1 pseudogene is annotated in these 1497 nt (G+C 53.2%); it reads right to left on the bottom strand.

What is annotated here, in order from left to right:
- Window positions 1-590: 590 nt before the first annotated feature.
- Window positions 591-1403: pseudogene (locus K419_RS0118880) on the bottom strand (efflux RND transporter permease subunit); the annotation flags it as partial.
- Window positions 1404-1497 lie beyond the last annotated feature (94 nt).

Below are 1497 nucleotides of genomic sequence, written 5' to 3'. Positions count from 1 at the left end.
ACTGCTTCCTTTTTTATATTTATTATGGACGTCCCCTTCTTCCCTATTCGCGCAATTCGTTTTTTATATATTTATGGGCGTCCCCTTGTTTCTCCCCGGTAATCTCTTCAGGCGTTAACCCGCTCAGCATGTTTGGTGACACTTCCTTCAGAAACTATTTCTGGTCCCACGGTAAATCACCCCAAAACTAATGAACAAGATCGTGGATTCATAGGTTTTAGACCCTAATTTGTCAAATCTGGAGCCCGATTTTGCAAATCCGGCCTCAGATTCTGAAAATCTTACTCTAATTTTTGCAAATTTGTGACGAAATCCTACAAATTCAGACCCAGATTCGCCCAAATTGCTAAAAAATTCATTAGAATTTGAGCCGATTCGTCAAATCAGGAACCAGATTTGTCAAATCCGACGCTCAATTTGTCAAATCACGAACTCAATCTGGCAAATCCGAACCGCAATTTGACAAATTCGGGGACCAATTTGTTAGACGGGAATTGTCTCATTTGGCAGATCCGGTCCAGGATCCCACAAATTTGCCTTTCCCCGATTCTCTCCGTGCCTCCGTGGCTGATGGTTTTTGCCTCGCGTGGTTAATCAGCGGCATCGGCGGCCGCAGCTACGGGTACGCCTTTCCTGCTCCTTACCATGCGGAGCAGCTTGTCCATGTAGTAGTAGACGACCGGGGTGATGTAGAGGGTCAACAACTGGGAGGTCAGCAATCCGCCGACGACAGCAAGACCAAGCGGTTGACGCGCTTCGCCGCCTGCGCCTAACCCCAATGCTATCGGCAGGGTCCCCATGAGGGCGGCCATGGTGGTCATCATGATGGGCCTGAACCTCACCAAGGCACCCTCGTAGATTGCGTCCACCGGGCTTTTCCCCTCCACCCTTTCCGCTTCCAGCGCGAAGTCGATCATCATGATGGCGTTCTTCTTCACGATGCCGATCAGCATGATTATCCCCACAAAGCCGTAGATGTTGAGCTCGCTGCCAAAGAGCATGAGCGTGACCAGCGCCCCGAAGCCGGCTGAGGGAAGCCCGGACAGGATGGTGACGGGGTGTATGTAGCTCTCGTAGAGGACTCCGAGCACGAGGTAGATGACAAAGACGGCCAGGGCCAGCAGGATCAACAATCCGCTGAAGGAGGACTGGAAGGCCTGCGCCGTTCCCTGGAACTGTTTGCTCACGCCGGGGGGGAGGATGCTGGGGGCCAGTTCGTCGACTATGGCTATGGCGTCCCCCAGGGAGACACCGGGGCGGAGGTTGAAGGAGATGTTGACCGCCGGGAGTTGCTGCAGATGGTTGACGGTCAAAGGGCCGATGGTCTTGCTTATGGTCGCGATGGTGTCGAGCGGCACCAGTTCGCCGGAACTGCTCTGGATGTAGAGCATGCCGAGCGCAGCCCGGCGCGTGTCAAGCTAGTTGTCGCCTGACCTATGCAGCGTTGACAGTTTTATTTTCTTCTTCGAGGACGACTTTGGTCACTACTGCCTCGCG

This window comes from Citrifermentans bremense R1, assembly GCF_000426865.1.
In the GTDB taxonomy this organism is placed as follows: Bacteria; Desulfobacterota; Desulfuromonadia; order Geobacterales; family Geobacteraceae; genus Geomonas; species Geomonas bremensis.
Note: the sequence above shows the minus strand (reverse complement) of the source record. Positions and strands in the feature narration are given on the sequence as shown.